Annotated in this window: 12 protein-coding genes; 8 read left to right on the top strand and 4 right to left on the bottom strand. The window is 64.4% G+C overall.

Annotated elements, in window-relative coordinates; genetic code table 11:
- Positions 1–108 precede the first annotated feature (108 nt).
- The 4 genes from NKI35_RS16960 to NKI35_RS16945 all read right to left on the bottom strand — a co-directional run bounded on the left by NKI35_RS16960 (position 109) and on the right by NKI35_RS16945 (position 5,812).
- Positions 109–822 (bottom strand): ROK family protein, encoded by a 714-nt coding sequence (locus NKI35_RS16960; protein ID WP_023818287.1) that lies wholly within the window; start codon positions 820–822, stop codon positions 109–111.
- Positions 823–938: 116 nt separating this feature from the next.
- Positions 939–2,312: a glucose-6-phosphate dehydrogenase gene (gene zwf / locus NKI35_RS16955; RefSeq protein ID WP_352740982.1), complete on the bottom strand. Its 1,374-nt coding sequence runs from the start codon at positions 2,310–2,312 to the stop codon at positions 939–941.
- Positions 2,313–2,335: 23 nt separating this feature from the next.
- Positions 2,336–3,349, bottom strand: a complete 1,014-nt coding sequence (gene gnd / locus NKI35_RS16950; RefSeq protein ID WP_023670467.1) for a phosphogluconate dehydrogenase (NAD(+)-dependent, decarboxylating) — start codon at positions 3,347–3,349, stop codon at positions 2,336–2,338.
- 42 nt (positions 3,350–3,391) lie between these two features.
- A complete protein-coding gene (locus NKI35_RS16945; protein ID WP_352740980.1) occupies positions 3,392–5,812 on the bottom strand; it encodes a glucan 1,4-alpha-glucosidase in 2,421 nt (806 codons plus the stop codon).
- Between the two features lie 204 nt (positions 5,813–6,016).
- On the opposite strand from NKI35_RS16945, the gene NKI35_RS16940 reads away from it, so the two are divergent.
- From NKI35_RS16940 to NKI35_RS16905, 8 genes are all read left to right on the top strand, one after another.
- Entirely contained in the window at positions 6,017–7,030 is a 1,014-nt protein-coding gene (locus tag NKI35_RS16940) for an ABC transporter substrate-binding protein (RefSeq protein WP_023670464.1), read from the top strand.
- A 48-nt stretch (positions 7,031–7,078) separates the two neighbouring features.
- Positions 7,079–8,596, top strand: a complete 1,518-nt coding sequence (locus tag NKI35_RS16935; RefSeq protein WP_352740978.1) for a sugar ABC transporter ATP-binding protein — start codon at positions 7,079–7,081, stop codon at positions 8,594–8,596.
- Between the two features lies 1 nt (position 8,597).
- The gene (locus tag NKI35_RS16930) at positions 8,598–9,569 is read left to right on the top strand and encodes an ABC transporter permease (protein WP_023694460.1); all 972 of its coding nucleotides are present in this window, start codon (positions 8,598–8,600) and stop codon (positions 9,567–9,569) included.
- Between the two features lie 2 nt (positions 9,570–9,571).
- The gene (locus tag NKI35_RS16925; protein ID WP_352538938.1) at positions 9,572–10,519 is read left to right on the top strand and encodes an ABC transporter permease; all 948 of its coding nucleotides are present in this window, start codon (positions 9,572–9,574) and stop codon (positions 10,517–10,519) included.
- Positions 10,520–10,645: 126 nt separating this feature from the next.
- Positions 10,646–11,671 carry a BMP family protein gene (locus tag NKI35_RS16920; protein ID WP_023670460.1) on the top strand — a complete coding sequence of 342 codons (1,026 nt, stop codon included), beginning with the start codon at positions 10,646–10,648 and terminating at the stop codon, positions 11,669–11,671.
- 189 nt (positions 11,672–11,860) lie between these two features.
- On the top strand, positions 11,861–13,372 hold the full coding sequence (locus tag NKI35_RS16915) for an ABC transporter ATP-binding protein (protein ID WP_352740975.1): 1,512 nt from the start codon (positions 11,861–11,863) through the stop codon (positions 13,370–13,372).
- A gap of 281 nt (positions 13,373–13,653) precedes the next feature.
- Entirely contained in the window at positions 13,654–14,709 is a 1,056-nt protein-coding gene (locus tag NKI35_RS16910; RefSeq protein WP_023683937.1) for an ABC transporter permease, read from the top strand.
- Positions 14,706–15,650 (top strand): ABC transporter permease, encoded by a 945-nt coding sequence (locus NKI35_RS16905; RefSeq protein WP_023694455.1) that lies wholly within the window; start codon positions 14,706–14,708, stop codon positions 15,648–15,650. Before NKI35_RS16910 ends, NKI35_RS16905 begins: the two co-directional genes overlap by 4 nt.
- The last annotated feature ends 54 nt before the right edge of the window (positions 15,651–15,704 follow it).

Raw genomic sequence — 15,704 nt, 5'->3', positions numbered from 1 at the left:
AGATGATTCCATCCGGTGCCACCGATCTAATCGCCAAATCTGCGTAACGCAATGACTTCGTATCGCGCCACACGTCATTTTGAACAACTATACTGAATTTTAATACTATCAGACGATCAGCGCCTTGTCGCGCCATAGTCGAAAACCGCCCTCGAAAGCGCGCGTATTGTCGCCGCGCCTGGATGTGCCGGGCAATTCATCCAGTCTGTCGACATTGCCGCCGCCGATGACGACATAATCCGGCTGCAGCGCCGCACGCAGCCGCCCGACGACGTCGAAAACGTATTTGCGCCATTTTTTCTTGCCGTATTTCTCCAGGCCGCGCTCGCCGACATAATCTTCGAAACTGCCGCCCTTGCGGTACGGCAGATGCGCCAGTTCCATCGGCTGGCCGACATTGTTGAGGATCATCGCCGCGCCCAGGCCGGTGCCGAGGCCGAGGAACAGCATGCGCCCGCCATCGTAGCTGCCGATCGCCTGCAGCAGCGCGTCGTTGACGACCTTGACCGGCTTGCCGAAGGCGGCAGCAAAATCGTAGCCGTCCCAGCCCTTGCCGAGGTTGGCGGGATCGAGCGAAGGCCTGTTGTGCCTGACCGGGCCGGGATAGCCCATCGAGATCACGTCATAGGCCAGCCCTTCGGCCAGCGTCTTCACCGTGGCGACCATTTGCTGCGGCGTCAGGTCCGGTCCGGAATCGGCCCGGCGCATCTCGCCGCCTGCGCTGGTGAGGATTTTCACATGCGAGCCGCCGACATCGATCGTCAGTACGATCGGTTCGGCCTTGGCCTTCGCGGGCCTGGCTGCCTTGGCTGCCTTGGCCATGTCGTTTCCTCCGCTCACTTGGCGCGTTCCCCGTTTCAGGGAAACGGGGAATGCTCCAACTCTTTGTTTTACGCAATTCCGGACGGAAAGACCGCTCGCACTTTTCGTGGAGTTGCTCAACTCGGATTGATCCAGCCGTTGGGCGGCCCGAAGCTGGCCATGGCGTCGGCAGGCCCCCAGGTCTTCGGCTCATACATATGCGGCGGCGTGGTGTCGCCGAGCACCGGGCCGACAATGCGCCAGGCAAGCTCGCTGGCATCCTGGCGGGTGAACAATTGGCCATTGCCGTTCATGGCATCGCCGATCAGCCGCTCATAGGGCGGCATGTCGCCCTTCGAATCGTCGAGCGCGGTGAGTTCGACCTGCTCGCCGACCATGTCGTCGCCGGGTGCCTTGCGTTGCGCGCCGATCGAGATCGCCACCTGCGGGTCGATGCGGAAGCGCACGTAATTGGCGTCGCTGGGCTTGATCGGATCGAAGACGTCCAGCGGCGGCCGCTTCAGCCGCACGATCACTTCGGTCACATGCACCGGCATGTTCTTGCCGGTGCGGATGAAGAAGGGCACGTCCTGCCAGCGCCAGGTGTCGACCATGAAGCGCACCGCGGCAAAGGTTTCGACCGGCGAGTTCGGCTTCACGCCGGGTTCAGCGAGATAGCCTGTGAACTGGCCGCGCACGACGTCGTCCTTGGTCAGCGTGCGGATGGCGCGCAGCACCTGCACCTTCTCGTCGATCAGATCGTCGGCCGAGCGGCCGACCGGCGGTTCCATGGCGAGCAGCAAAAGGATGTTGAGCAGATGGTTCTCGATCACATCGCGGATAGCGCCAACATCGTCATAGAATTTGCCACGGCCTTCGACGCCGAAGTCCTCGGCCATGGTGATCTGTACGCTTTCGACGAAGTTGCGGTTCCAGATCGGCTCGAGAAAGGAATTGGCAAAGCGGAAATAGAGCAGGTTCTGGATCGCCTCCTTGCCGAGATAGTGGTCGATGCGGAAGATCGACTGCTCTTCGAACACCAGATGCAGCACGCGGTTCAGCCAGCGCGCCGATTGGAGATCGTGGCCGAACGGCTTTTCCACCATCAGCCGCGCGCCATGCGCGGTACCGGATTGCTCCAGCCCCTGGACGACGGTCTCGAACATGGTCGGCGGCACCGCCATATAGTGCAGCGGCCGCTGCGCCGAGCCGAGCGCCGTCTTCAGCTTCTCGAAGGTCGCGCCGTCGCGGTAGTCGCCGCTGACATAGCGCAGCAGATTGGCGAATTTGGCGAAGATCTTTTCGTCGATCTTGCCGACAGCGTTGACGATGCCGTCGCGGGCCCGCGCCTGCAATTGGTTGATGTCCCAGGCATCGAAGGCGACCCCGATCATCGGCTCGGTCAGCGTCCCCTTGGCTACCATCTGGTAGAGGGCCGGAAATATCTTCTTGTGGGCAAGGTCGCCGGTTGCTCCGAAGAGCACCAGCGTGTCGGACCGTTCCGGGCTCATCTTGCGCGTCTCCCCTGCGGCCTTCACTTGCCGGCCTTCGGCTTTTCGACATGGCCGCCAAAGGCATAGCGCATGGCCGACAGCAGCTTGTCGGCGAATTCGGATTCGCCCTGCGAGGAGAAGCGGTCGAACAAAGCCGAGGACAGAACCGGCGCCGGCACGCCGGTGTCGATCGCCGCCTTCAGCGTCCAGCGTCCTTCGCCGGAATCGGAGACGCGGCCGCCGAACTGGGCCAATGCCGGGTCGCTCTTCAGTGCGCCGGCGGTGAGGTCGAGCAGCCACGAGCCGATCACACTGCCATGGCGCCAGACCTCGGCCACTTGCGGCAGGTCGATGTCGAACTGATAGTATTGCGGGTTTTCCAAAGGGCTGGTCTCGGCGTCCGCCGTGCGCTGTCTTTTGCCGGCATTTGCCGATTTCAAAATGTTCATGCCTTCGGCATAGGCGGCCATGACGCCATACTCGATGCCGTTATGGATCATCTTGACGAAATGGCCGGCGCCGCTCGGTCCGCAATGCAGGTAGCCAAAGGGTGCGGTTCCACCCGCCTTGTCGGGCGTGGCGCCGACATCGGCGCCGGGCGCCAGCGTGGCGAAGATCGGGTCGAGGTGTTTGACCGCCGTGTCGGGGCCACCGATCATCAGGCAATAGCCGCGCTCCAAGCCCCAGACGCCGCCGCTGGTGCCGACATCGACATAGTGCAGGCCCTTGGCCGCGAGCTCGGCCGCCTGGTCGACAGCGTCGTGATAATAGGAATTGCCGCCGTCGATGATGATATCGCCGGGCTCCATCAATGCTGCCATCTGGTCGGCGATCCTGCCGGTGATCGCCGCCGGCAGCATCAGCCAGGCGCTACGCGGCTTGGACAGCTTGCCGACGAACTCTTCCATGGAGGCGGCGCCGATGGCGCCATCGGCAACCAGGGCGGCAACGCTTGCCGGGTTGATGTCGTAGACGACGCATTCATGGCCGTCGCGCATCAGGCGGCGCACCATGTTGGCGCCCATCCTGCCCAGTCCCATCATTCCGATCTGCATGGTCTTGTCCTAGTCGCTTGAGGAAAGAAAATTGTGGGCGAGTTAGTTCTCAATGCCGACGGTGAAGTCGACATTCTCCCAACGGTCGCCGTCGGGCCAGAAAAAAGTGAAGACGATCGTATTACCTCGCGGAATATCGGCCACCGGCAGATCCGCCAGATGGACGCCAAAGACATTCACGGACGTGTTGATTTCATGGCTGGTCTGCCACTGGTCGCCGCTCCAGCGGATCAGTGCCGGCTGCAGCAGTTCAACCCGCAGCGTCTTGCCGGCTTCCAGGGTGCGCAGCCTGTTGTTGAAGCGCCCTATCCTCAGCGGCGAGCCGGTCTTGTCCCTGACATAGCGCTTGACGCCTTGCGGCGGCATGTCGAAGACGGCGCCGTCGCGGAGCGAGCGCAACAGCTTGATGTGTTCCGAATGCGCCCAGACCAGCGGCATGGCGCTGCCCGACGGCCTGCCCAGCCACAATTCGCGCTCCGGTATGTCGGCGCCGTCCCAGACCTGTTCCGGCAGCAGACCGCCCACACCAGCCGAAGCCTCGAATGTCCTGAGCAGGCTTGCCGCCTTGTCCTTGTTACCGGCGGCCAGCTCGTAGTGGGCGCGTTCGCCGGCCAGCAACGGCCAGGGTCGGCCCTGGCCGTTGCCGTCGAAGGGGGCGCCGTCGGAGTGTTCGCCATAACCGTCGCTGGTGTAGCGGTACCATAGAGGCCCTTGCGGCAGGTCGCAGCGCAGTTGCGCGTCGATGATCTTGACCGTGCCGACGATGCGCGGATCGTCCGCGGCCCTGAGGCCGAAGCGGACTAGCGCCAGCGCGTCCGGGCTGACAATCGCTTCGGCCGGCTTGTCGGTATCGCCCGGCGGACGGTTCTTGATCGGTACGAAGCCGTCCTTCGGCGATGCGGCGCCTGAACCGTCGGCCGGCGCGATGCGGATGTAGTAGCCGTCGACGCCAGCCTCGTGGCACTCCGGTGTGCCGCTGACATAGGTCCAGCGCTCGATCTGGTCGTTCCAGCAATCCGCGACCTCGCGCAAATAGTTAGCCGGCTCCGGTTTGCCGTCAACGTCGAACAGATCGGCGGCGCCAAGCAGTGCCGATATTTCGACGGCGAGCGTGAATGGGCTGTAGCCGGCATCCTCTTCCCAGCGGTCCTGCCCGGTGACGGGACCATTGCGCACGACATAGGACGCTGCTTTCTCGACCATCGGCATGAAGGCGGCGAGCTTGGCGCGCGGCAGGTGGCCGGCGCGGTGCAGCGCATCGGCAAGCAGCAGTGGGAAGGCGCATTCGTCCATCTGGATGCCCGGCCAATAGAGCGAGCCGTCGAGCCACACATTTTGTGGCCAGTGGCCGTCCGGCTGCTGGATGGAACGGAGATAGGCGAGGATCTCAAGCGCCTGCGCCGGATCGCCGGCGGCGAGCAAGCCGCCCGCGGTTTCCACAAGGTCGCGCGGCCAGACCAGATGATAGCCGCCAAGGTCGTCGTCGCCCTTGCTCGCTCCCCACGGGATCGACAGGCTGGCAACGGCCGCGCCGGGCCTCGCCAGCGACAGGTGCGTCGCCAGCACCGCTGTGCTGACGCGGTAGGTGTTGAGGCCGGATGCATCATGGTGGTCGAGCGGCGTCAGGCCTGCCTGCCATTTCCGCCATTTCGCGACATAGGCCTTTGCCGCCGGCTCAAAACCGCGTTTCAGGCTGGCGGCGGCGTTTTCGGCCGCTTCATCCGGCGTCGCCCCAAACCCAAGCGCAAGCAAGGCTTCGCTGTTGGCTAAAGAAAAGCCGATCTCGCCGGTCAGCGCGACATTGCCGTCCTCCGCGCTTTGGCAGGTCGGATCGAGCCGGCCGGCGCGGCTGAGTTGCTGCCAGCCGTCGGAAAAGCCTGCATAGCCGGCCGAGCAGTCGCCCCAGGGCAGCGAGGAGGCAAGCGCCAAGCAGGCGCCGTGCCCGGACGCAAACAGCATCGGCTTGCCCTTGTGCTCGCCGATCCAGGCGGTGTTGCCCATGCCGGCATTGACCAGATGCGGCGCCAGCAGGGCGTAGACGCGGTAGTCCGTGGCCACGCCCTCGAGTGCCGTGAAGCTGATTTCCTGCAGCAGGGCCGGGCGCGCCGGATCCGCCAGGATGCGCTTTTCGATCCGGTAACGCGCCGTCGCGTTGACCAGCCGGTAGGCGGGCACGCCTTCCTCGAACGGCTCGATGGCATGCGTGGCGTCACGCTTCTCCTCGGAAAACCAGCCGCCGAGGCCGGTGACCAGCAGTCCCATGTCGCGCGTGCAGGCGCTGTCGAGGCCGGGATAGTAGACTTCATTGACGATGCCATGGCTGAGCGTGAACCAGACGCGACTCGCCGTTGAAAGCGCGGCACCTACGCCGCTCTTGGCGCTTGACGTCCAGCGCGCCGGAATTCCGGGCGCGCCCATTCTTTTGGGTGCACTGGGGGGAAGGGTCGGCGGCGTCGCTGCCATGCATGGTCTCCTGGGCCCTTCCCTAGACCAGCAGGCGAAGGCTTTTCAATCATCGCACCTGAAGTTGATCGCCAAAGCGTAACCGATCGCAGTTGACAAGCGAGCTCATCTGCATTTGTCTGACAATAGATAAAAAACAGGCAGCCAACGCCAAAACCATCAGCAACAGTCGGCGGGGCCGACAATCCATGGGAGGATTATGACATGAAGACACTGCTCGTCCTGAGCGCTCTGGCGGCGATGCTCGCCTCGGGCACGGCGCTTGCCGACACCAGCGGCAAGAAGATCGCCTTCTCCAACAATTACGCCGGCAATTCGTGGCGTCAGGCGATGCTCGACAGCTACGGCATCGTCACGAAGAAGGCGGTGGAAGATAAGATCGTCGGCGCCGCCGACATCTTCACCACCGCCGACAAGGAAGTGCCGACGCAGGCTGCCCAGGTGCAGAACCTGATCCTGCAGGGCTATGACGCCATCGTCATCAACGCCGCCTCGCCGGATGCGCTGAACGGCGCCATCAAGCAGGCCTGCGATGCCGGCATCGTCGTCGTCTCCTTCGACGGGACGGTCACCGAACCTTGCGCCTACCGCGTCGTCGTCGACTTCAAGGATATGGGCAAGCAGGAAGTCGAGCAGATGGCCAAGTTCCAGCCCAAGGGCGGCAATTTGCTGGAAATCCGCGGCCTTGCCGGCACCTCGATCGACGATGCCATCCATGCCGGCATCCTCGAAGGCGTCGCCGCCCATCCCGAGTTCAAGATCGTCGGTTCGGTGACCGGCGACTGGGACCAGACGACGGCGCAGAAGGCGGTCGCGACGATCCTGCCTTCGTTGCCCGACATCGTCGGCATCGTCGACCAGGGCGGTGACGGTTATGGCGCGGCACAAGCCTTTGCCGCCGCAGGCAAGCCGCGTCCGACCATCATCATGGGCAACCGCCAGGACGAGCTGAAATGGTGGAAGGAGCAGAAGGACAAGGATGGCTACCAGACCTGGTCGGCCTCGATCGCGCCCGGCGTGTCGTCGCTGGCCTTCTGGGTGGCGCAGCAGGTGCTCGACGGCCGCACCGACATTCCGCATGACCTTTTGGTGCCGTATCTCGCCTTTACCCAGGACAATTTCGAGACCGAGCTGCCGAAAATCAAGGAGGGCGGCGTCGCCACCCACGAATACAGCCAGGAAGACGCAATCGCGGCGATCAAAGCCAATATCAAGTGATGCATTGCATTCATTGCCAGCGGCATGACCGACCGGATATCGTTGAGCATGCCTGAGGCCAATACGGACATCATCAGACTGGGCGGCGCCGAAAAACAAATCGGCGCCGCCCATTTGGACATCATCAGGCTGAACGGCGCCGAAAAACATTTCGGCGCCGTTCGGGCGCTTAACGGCGTCGATTTTTATGTCGCATCAGGCGAATGCGTCGGGCTGGTCGGCCACAACGGCGCCGGCAAGTCGACGCTGATGCATATGGTGGCCGGTACACTGCAGCCCGATGGCGGTGAGATCGCGGTGCGTGGCAATGCCGAAACCGACTACTCGGTGGCGCGCGCGCTGAAACTCGGCATACGCTGCGTGTTCCAGGAATTGTCGCTCTGCCCTAACCTCAGTATCGCGGAGAATACGCGCATCAACCATCCGGCGCTCACCGGCTTCGGCTGGCGACGCAAGGCGGCTGCTCTCATTGCCGCCAAGCTGGACGAAATCTTTCCGGATCACGGCATCTCGGCGGACGACATTGCCGGCGATCTCTCCATCGGCCGGCGGCAGATGGTCGAGGTGGCGCGCGCCTTCACGGTGACGCGCGATCCGCTCGACCTGGTCATCCTCGACGAGCCGACCTCTTCGCTGGACGCGCATACTGCGGGCCAGCTGCTTGCCTTCGTGCGCCGTTTCGTCGCCACCGGGGGCAGCTGCATCCTGATCTCGCATGTGCTGGGCGAGGTGCTGCAGAATGCCGACCGCATCGTGGTCATGCGCGACGGCAAGGTGGTCGCCACGGACGTTGCAAAAGCGTTCGACCGCGACCGGCTGGTGACGACGATGGGCGGCGCGGAAGCGCGCGAGAAGATCGCGGCGGAGATCGCCGCCAGGCCGGCGGCGGGCCCGCTCAGGGTGCGGGCGCGGCCCGAGCGGCAGCAGGACGGCAAGGAGCTTGTCGCCCGCGCCGGCGAGATCATCGGGCTTGCCGGGCTTGCCGGCCATGGCCAGACCGACCTGTTGCTGGCGATCTTTGCCGCCGCGACGCGTAGAAGGCTTGATATCGAGGTGACCGCCCCGGTGGCGCTGGTGGCCGGAGACCGCCAATCGGACGGCATTTTCCCGCAATGGTCTATTGCCGAAAACATCGGCATCCGCTCGCTGGCGCGGCTGCGCAAAGGGTTGCTGATCTCGCCGCAGCGCGAGGCCGAGCTTGCTGAGTTTTGGAAGCAGAAGATCGGCATCCGCACGCCTGACATGACCAACAACATCTTCTCGCTGTCCGGCGGCAACCAGCAGAAGGCGCTGTTTGCCCGCGCACTGGGTTCCGATGCGCAGATCGTGCTGATGGACGATCCGATGCGCGGCGTGGACATCGGCACCAAGCTCGAGGTCTACGATCTCGTGCGCGAGGAGGCGGCCAAGGGCCGGACCTTCCTCTGGTACACCACCGAGACCGAAGAGCTCGACAATTGCGACCACATCCATGTCTTCAAGAACGGCCGCATCGTCGCCAATCTCACGCGCGACGAGCTGACCGAGGAAAAGATCATCCAGTCCTCATTCGGCGACGCGGCCTGAGATGACGGCAGTCGCTCCCGGCCCTACGTCCTCGCCGCGCAGCAGCGCGGCCCGCGCGCGCCTGCTGCGCAGCCTGTTGCCGGCGCTGTCGCTGGCGCTGGTGGTTATCGCCATCGCCTGGCTCAACCCACGCGCCATCAGCTATTTCGGCTTCAGCCTGATGTTGAACCTCGCTATTCCGATCGCGCTGGCGACGATCGCCCAGATGTTCGTCATCGCCGGCAATGAGCTCGATCTGTCGATCGGCACCTTTGTCGGCTTTGTCGGCTGCGTCACCGCGACCTGGCTGAAGGACGCGCCGCTGCTCGGCGTGATCATCCTGCTCGGCTCCATAGGCGTTTATGCGCTGCTCGGCGCACTGATCCATCTGCGCAATCTGCCGTCGATCGTGGTGACGCTGGGCATGAGCTTCGTCTGGCAGGGGCTTGCCATTCTGGTGCTGCCCAAGCCCGGTGGCAAGGCGCCGGACTGGCTCTTGTCGCTGATGGCCTTCAAGCCGCCCTTCATTCCGTTCCCTATCATCGCCGCGCTGGCGATCGCAGCGGTGGTGCATTTTGGGCTGATGCGCACCTCCTATGGCGTCATCCTGCGGGGATCCGGCGGCAATCCGGCGGCGCTCAGGCGCGCTGGCTGGTCGCTGCTTCGAACCAAGATCGTGCTGTTTGCGCTGACCGGCCTGTTCGGCGTTCTGTCCGGCATGGCGCTGATCGGCATCACCACCTCGGCCGACGCCAATATCGGCAATGGCTACACGCTGCTGGCGATCGCCGGCGTCATTCTCGGCGGCGGCGAGTTCGTCGGCGGCCGGGTGTCGCCGATCGGCGCCGTGCTCGGCGCGCTGACACTGGCGCTGGCGGCATCGCCTCTGCTCACCTTCATGCACATTCCGCCGGATTGGCAGGTCGCCGCCAACGGCGCCATCCTGATCATCGTGCTGGCAGCCCGCGTCCTGATCAGCCGCAGGGAGAGGTAGCGATGACGCTGGTTAAATCGCTGGCCGCCAAACCCTGGATATGGTCGTTCATCGGCGCGATGTTCGTCTGGCTGGCGACCATCGCTTTCACCGGCGGCTATGGCGGCGGTGGCATGGTCACGGCGGCACTGTCGCTGGCGGTGTTCACCGTCATCGTCGGAGTCGGCCAAATGTTCGTCATCACGCTCGGGCCAGGCAATGTCGACCTGTCGCTGCCGGCCAATATCGGGCTCGCCAGTGCCGTCGCCATGAAGGTCATGGGCGGCAGCGATTCCATGATCGTGGTCGGGCTGCTCGCCGCGCTCGCCTGCGGCGCCGCCATCGGTGCCGTCAACTATCTCCTGATCTGGGCGCTGAGGATCCCGCCGATCATCGCCACTCTGTCGGCCAGCTTCATCATCCAGTCGATCGACATCAGCTATGGGCGTGGCCTGCAGATCAAGCCGCCGCCCGGCTTTGCCGATTTTGCGAACTGGCAAATCCTGGGCATTCCAGTGCTGGCGATCCTTACCGTATTGTTCAGCATCGGTGCGGCCATCGCCTTGCAGCGCATGATCTATGGCCGCTCGGTGCTGGCGATCGGCCAGAACATCCGCGCCGCGTGGCTTGCCGGCGTCAATGTCGGCCGCACCCGCTTCCTGACTTACACGCTGTCGGGCGCGCTCGGCGGCATGGACGGGGCGCTGCTCGCCGGCTATTTCCGCGGCGCCAATGTCGATATCGGCAACGAGTACCTGCTGGCCTCGATCGCCGTCGTCGTCATCGGCGGCACCTCGGTCGCCGGTGGCAAGGCCAATGTTCCCGGTGTCTGGGGCGCGGCGCTGTTCCTGGTACTGCTTCTGACCATGCTCAACACGTTCGGCGTCAGCGCCGGCGTTCGGCTGTTGCTGACCGGGCTGATCATCGTCGGCGTCATCACCGTAGCCGGCGGCGAGAAAGCGGTACGCTAGCGCCGGCTCCTGCCAGCGACACCGCCAAATTTGACCATGTGGACAAAAGTCCGCACCCGTTCCATAGTTCCGCGTCTGATTTCGGAACAGCCGGCTCGACACGGCTGTCAAACAGAGGGGCACTAGATGGAAAACCGGAAAAACAAATCGCAATCGACCGGCCTGTCGCGGCGCGACGTGCTGGAACTCGGCGCACTTGGCCTGGCCGCAGCCATGCTGCCGGGTGCAGCCTTCGCCAAGGACAAGAAGCTGAAGGTGGCGGCGATCTTCGCCACGCCGATCGAGGAGCCGTGGGACAACCAGATCCACGTCGCCCTGCAGAAGGCCGAGAAGGAACTCGGCATCGAATACAAATGGTCGGAAAAGGTGCAGACCGCCGATTTCAGCCGCGTCATGCGCGAATATGCGCAAGGCGGGTATCAGCTGGTGCTGGGCGACGCCTTCGCCGCCGAGCGTGAATCGCGCCGCACGGCAAAGCAGTTCCCGAAGACGGCATGGCTGTTCGGCTCGGGCGCCGGGCCGGCCGAGCCCAATTTCGGCGTCTTCGACAACTGGATCCACGAACCGGCCTATCTCTCCGGCATGATCGCCGGCAAGATGTCGAAGTCGGGCACGATCGGCGCGGTGGCGGCCATGGGCATTCCGGAAGTGAACCGGCTGGTCAACGCCTTCTTTGCCGGCGCCAAGGAGGTCAATCCCAACATCAAGAAGAAGGTCGCCTTCATTGGCTCGTTCTTCGATCCGCCCAAGGCCAAGGAAGCGGCGGTCGCCCAGATCGATGCCGGCGTCGATGTCATCTATGCGGAGCGCTTCGGCGTCATCGAGGCGGCGGTGGACAAGAAGATCCTCGCCATCTCCAACATGTCCGACCAGTCGAGCCTCGGCCCCGACACGGTCATAACCGGGCCGGTCTGGGACATGTATCCGACGGTCGAGCAGGCGATCAAGCTGGTCAAGGCCGGTGTCTTCACCGCGCAGGACTATGGCGATTTCTCGCGCATGGCCAAGGGCGGGTCGTTCCTGGCGCCCTACCATAAATTCGACAAGACGCTGCCGGCGGATGTGAAGGATCTGGTCGAGAAGAAGAAGGCCGAGATCCTGGAAGGCAATTTCCGGGTGGATGTGGATGAGAACACGCCGGTTTCGGATTAGGCGCTTTTTACCCTCCCGCTTGTGGGGAGGGTCGATCCGCGAAGCGGATCGGGGTGGGGGTCTTCGGCGCCGCACCCCCACCCTGTCTTCCGATCTACGTCTTCCGATCTACGCTTCGCTGCGATCGTAAGCCGGCCCTCCCCACAAGGGGGAGGGTGAAGACTCGCGCAGCCCTCCGCAGGAGCACCTTTGTCCGCCCCTCTCATCGAAATGCGCGCCATCACCAAGAGCTTCGGCGCCGTCAAGGCGAATGAGGCTGTCGATCTAAGCGTCGCCCCAGGTGAGATCCTCGGCCTGCTGGGCGAAAACGGCGCCGGCAAGACGACGCTGATGAATGTGCTGTTCGGCGCCTATGCGCCGGATGCCGGCGAAATTCTTATCCAGGGCAAGACCGTGCGGATCACCAGTTCGGCCGATGCGCTGGCCGCCGGCATCGGCATGGTGCACCAGCATTTTCATTTGGCGCCAAGGCTGACGGTCCTGGAAAACCTTCTGATTGGCATTCCCGGCAAATCCGGCCGCATCGACCGCGCCGGCGGACTTGCCCGGTTGTCCGACATCAGCCGTCGGCATGGGCTGACGCTGGACCCCAACCTGCCTGTCTCCGCGCTGTCGGTCGGCGAGCAGCAGCGGCTCGAAATCGTCAAGGCGCTGTTTCGCGGCGCCAGGCTGTTGATCCTCGACGAGCCGACGGCGGTGTTGGCGCCGGGCGAGGTCGACGGGCTGTTTTCGGCGCTGCGCTCGATGGCGGCGCAGGGGCTCGGAATCATCTTCATCTCGCATAAATTGAACGAGGTGCGGGCGCTCACCCATCGCTGCACCGTATTGCGGCACGGCCGCGTCGCCGGCCGTGTCGACGATCCGGCGAACACGACATCGGCAGAAATGGCGCAGCTGATGTGCGGCCATGAGATCGTGCCGCCGGCAAGAGGACCTTCGACCCCAGGCGCGGCGGTGCTGACGCTCGACGGTATTTCCACCTCACGGCATTCGGGGACGCCGCTGCGCGATGTATCGCTTGCCGTTCGCGCGGGCGAAATCCTCGGCATTGCCGGGGTCTCCGGCAATGGCCAGCGGGCGCTGGCCGAGGTGATTTCCGGCACGCGCGCGCCCGACGCCGGCGCGATGACGATAGCCGGCAAACCTGTTACGCGGTTCTCGCCGCGCGAGGTGCAGGCGCTCGGCCTTGGCCGCATCCCGGAAGACCGTATGACGACCGGGCTGGTCACCAATCTGCCGCTCGCCGATTCCATGGTGTTGCCGCGCATTGGTACTGCGGCTTTCAGCAGCCGGGGCCTGCTCAAGCCAGATGCGATCCGCGCCTTCGCCGAAGAACAGATCAAGGCCTATGACATCAGGTGCCCCGGGCCGATGACCCGCGCCGGCGCGCTGTCGGGCGGCAATCTGCAGAAGGCGCTGCTGGCGCGCGAACTGGCTTTCGACCCGAAGGTGCTGATCGTCTCGCAGCCGACGCGCGGCCTCGACATCGGTGCCGCCCGCTTCATCCACGAAAAATTCCTCGACATGCGTGCCAAGGGCTGCGGGATCATCGTCATCGGCGAGGATCTCGAAGAGCTGCTGGTGCTCTGCGACCGCATCGCGGTGATGTATGAGGGCCGCATCGCCGGCACGCTGGACAGCGCCGATGCGACCATCGCGCGGCTTGGGCTGCTGATGACCGGGGCGGAGGGCAGAGCCTAGATGGACTTTCTCACTCGGTTCCTCGCAGAAACCTCAAATAATACTGCCCGCTTTTGGCTGACTTTAAGCGTCAGCGCTGCCCCTCACCTGCCTGCCGGCATCCTCTCCCCGTATAGAGACGGGGAGAGGGGCTCTCACCCATGGTTTCGCCAATCACCACAGCTGCAAGAGGGGAGTTGCATAGGGCCCGGATCCCTTCTCCCCGTGTCTATACGGGGAGAAGGTGCCGGCAGGCGGATGAAGGGCGGCGCGACCGTCTGGGCGGCGGAGGGGCATAGCTGATGTTCCGCCTCGAAGCCCGCAGTTCCACCCCCGCCTGGTTCAATCTCGCTTTGCCGCTGCTGGCCATCGGCGCAGCGCTGGTCCTGTGCAGCGGCCTCATCGCGCTGGCCGGCGCCGGCGTGCTTGAGGCCTATGGCGTGATGCTGTCGGCCTCGTTCGGCGACAGCTATGCCATCACCGAAACGCTGGTGCGCGCCGCCCCGATGATCTTCACCGGGCTGGCTGTGGCCGTCGCCTTCCGGGCCAAATTCTGGAACATCGGCGCCGAGGGCCAATTGCTGGCCGGCGCCGTGGCCAGCTGCTTCGTCGGCGCCATCCCAATGCCGGGCGCGCTGGCGATCCTGTCGATGGCGCTGGCCGGCGCTGCTGCCGGTGCCGCTGTCGCGCTTGTGCCGGCGACCCTGCGAGTGAAATTCAAAGTCGATGACGTCGTCAGTTCGCTGCTGCTCAATTCGGTCATCTACTATGCGCTAATGGCGCTGATCGAGGGGCCGTGGAAGGACTCGTTCAGCGGCTATCCGATCTCGCCGCCGATCGAGGATTCGGCGAATTTCCCGGTGCTGCTCGAAGGCACAAGGCTGCATCTGGGTGTCATCGCCGCGTTGATCGCGGCACCGTTGATCTGGTTCCTGATCGTGCGCACCACGCTCGGCTTCCGGATCAGGGTCACCGGCGAAAGCCCGGAAGCCGCCCGCTATGGCGGCATCCACGTCGAGCGGGTGCTGATTTCGACGGCGCTGCTGTCGGGCGCGCTGGCCGGGCTTGCCGGCGTAGGCGAGGTCGGCGGCGTGCATTTCCAGGTGATGAGCGACATTTCGCCGGGCTATGGCTATTCCGGCATCGTCGTTGCCATGCTGGCCAGGCTCAATCCGCTCGGCGTCGTACCGGCGGCGATCTTCCTGGCCGCCGTGATGACCGGCGCCGAAGCGATGTCGCGCGCCACCGGCGTGCCGGCGTTCCTCAGCGATGTCATCCAGGGCACGGCGCTGCTCGCCATGCTGGTGGCGCTGCTGTTCACGGCCTATCGCATCCGCCGCGTCGGTGCCGCCTTATGAGCGCGGTGTTCGAACAGATCTTTCAGGTCGGCTTCCTCGCCGCCATTATCCGCATCGCCACGCCGCTGGCATTTGCCACGCTGGGCGAGATGTTCTCCGAGCGGGCCGGCGTGCTCAATCTCGGTATCGAAGGCATCATGCTGCTCTGCGCGATGACCGGCTTCACCGCCGCCAGCCTCAGCGGCAGCCTGTGGCTCGGCGTGCTGGCCGCGGTGTTGACCGGCATGGCGATGAGCGCGCTGCATGCGCTGTTCACCGTGGCGCTCGGCCTCAGCCAGCATGTCTGCGGCATCGGCGTTACTTTGTTCTCGTCCGGCCTTGCCTATTTCCTCTACCGTCTGACCTTCGGCCAGCAATCGGTGCCGCCCAGCATCAAGGGTTTTCAGACGGTGCCGATCCCGCTGCTGTCGGATATTCCGGTTCTGGGGTCAGCGGTTTTCAACCAGTTTGCGCTGGTCTACTTGGCAATCATTGCCATCCCGCTCGCTGCTTTCGTGCTCTACCGCACGCCTTGGGGGCTGTCGGTGCGGATGGTCGGCGAGAACCCGCGCGCCGCTGATTCCGCTGGGGTCAGCGTCATCGCCACGCGCTTCCAGGCGGTCATCCTCGGCGGTGCGCTGATGGGGCTTGCGGGCGCCTTCCTCACCATGGCACAGTTCAACGCCTTCACCTTTGGTGTCGTGTCGGGCCGTGGCTGGGTGGCGATCGCGCTGGTCGTGTTCGGCCGCTGGGACCCGTGGCGCTCTGCGGGCGCGGCGCTGCTGTTCGCCTTCGTCGATGCGCTACAATTGCGCATGCAGGCGAGCGGCCTCGGGCATATTCCCTATGAGACGTTCTTGATGCTGCCGTTCATTTTCACCATCGTCGCGATGGCCGTGATGTCACGCAACGCGGTTGCGCCGTCGGCGCTGCTGAAGCCGTTTCGACGAGAAGAGCGGTAAGCGAGTAGGACTTGGCGCCCTTCCTCTCCCCCGATCGACGGGGGAGAGGAAGGG

Origin of the sequence: Mesorhizobium sp. M0676, assembly GCF_040320535.1 — a bacterium.
Lineage (GTDB): Bacteria > Pseudomonadota > Alphaproteobacteria > Rhizobiales > Rhizobiaceae > Mesorhizobium.
Note: the sequence above shows the minus strand (reverse complement) of the source record. Positions and strands in the feature narration are given on the sequence as shown.

What these genes read in the sequence shown, in the direction of transcription:
- NKI35_RS16960 (WP_023818287.1), bottom strand. Translation starts at nt 822, where the DNA reads ATGGCCAAGGCAGCCAAGGCAGCCAGGCCCGCGAAGGCCAAGGCCGAA.
- zwf (WP_352740982.1), bottom strand. Translation starts at nt 2,312, where the DNA reads ATGAGCCCGGAACGGTCCGACACGCTGGTGCTCTTCGGAGCAACCGGC.
- gnd (WP_023670467.1), bottom strand. Translation starts at nt 3,349, where the DNA reads ATGCAGATCGGAATGATGGGACTGGGCAGGATGGGCGCCAACATGGTG.
- NKI35_RS16945 (WP_352740980.1), bottom strand. Translation starts at nt 5,812, where the DNA reads ATGGCAGCGACGCCGCCGACCCTTCCCCCCAGTGCACCCAAAAGAATG.
- NKI35_RS16940 (WP_023670464.1), top strand. Translation starts at nt 6,017, where the DNA reads ATGAAGACACTGCTCGTCCTGAGCGCTCTGGCGGCGATGCTCGCCTCG.
- NKI35_RS16935 (WP_352740978.1), top strand. Translation starts at nt 7,079, where the DNA reads ATGCCTGAGGCCAATACGGACATCATCAGACTGGGCGGCGCCGAAAAA.
- NKI35_RS16930 (WP_023694460.1), top strand. Translation starts at nt 8,598, where the DNA reads ATGACGGCAGTCGCTCCCGGCCCTACGTCCTCGCCGCGCAGCAGCGCG.
- NKI35_RS16925 (WP_352538938.1), top strand. Translation starts at nt 9,572, where the DNA reads ATGACGCTGGTTAAATCGCTGGCCGCCAAACCCTGGATATGGTCGTTC.
- NKI35_RS16920 (WP_023670460.1), top strand. Translation starts at nt 10,646, where the DNA reads ATGGAAAACCGGAAAAACAAATCGCAATCGACCGGCCTGTCGCGGCGC.
- NKI35_RS16910 (WP_023683937.1), top strand. Translation starts at nt 13,654, where the DNA reads ATGTTCCGCCTCGAAGCCCGCAGTTCCACCCCCGCCTGGTTCAATCTC.
- NKI35_RS16905 (WP_023694455.1), top strand. Translation starts at nt 14,706, where the DNA reads ATGAGCGCGGTGTTCGAACAGATCTTTCAGGTCGGCTTCCTCGCCGCC.